This is a genomic window from Streptomyces europaeiscabiei, from assembly GCF_001550375.1.
Taxonomy (GTDB): domain Bacteria; phylum Actinomycetota; class Actinomycetes; order Streptomycetales; family Streptomycetaceae; genus Streptomyces; species Streptomyces europaeiscabiei.
Genome location: NZ_LRTR01000322.1, coordinates 1 through 642 on the forward strand (window position 1 = coordinate 1; position 642 = coordinate 642).

Consider the following 642-nt stretch of genomic DNA (forward strand, 5'->3'; position numbering starts at 1 on the left):
GGGCTCCGGGACAGCCGGGCGGCCCTGGCGCGCCCGGTGCTCCGGGCCAGCCCGGTTTCCCCGGCGCTCCCGGTCAGCCGGGTGCCCGTGGTCCCGTGCACCACGCCGAGACGATGCTGGCCGGGCCGCCGCTCGGTGGGCCCGGTGCGCCCGGGATGCCGCCCGGGGCCTCCCACGGGATGCCCGGACAGCCGGGGCCGGTGCCCGGTCCCCCGATGGGTGCCCCGCCGGCGTACGGCTATCCGCAGCAGCCCACCGGGCAGCCGACCGTCGGCCCCGGCTACCAGGCCGTGCTGCGGTTCCGGGCGCCCGACGGCTCCGAGCAGCAGGTGATCCGGCGTTCGGCGCCGGGTACGCCGCACCCGGAGTGGCAGATCTTCCATGAGCTGCGCGGCCTGAACATCCCGCCGGAGGCCGTGCTGGAGCTGCACACGGAGCTGGAGTCGTGCGAGCTTCCGGGGGCGTACTGCGCGCGGATGATCCGTGAGCAGTGGCCGAACGCGCGCATCACGTCCATCGCCCCGTACGGCAAGGACCATGCGAGCCGGCAGCAGGGCATGGCCCAGCTCATCGCGCATCAGGGCGAGTTGCACCAGGTCGCGGACGGTCCGGCACGGCTCGCGCCGGTGCGGGCGCCGGTGC

1 protein-coding gene is annotated in these 642 nt (G+C 76.3%); it reads left to right on the top strand.

What is annotated here, in order from left to right; translation table 11 throughout:
* Nucleotides 1-642, top strand: a 642-nt coding sequence (locus tag AWZ10_RS15765) for a nucleic acid/nucleotide deaminase domain-containing protein (RefSeq protein WP_279616627.1), incomplete at both ends; no start/stop codon positions are given.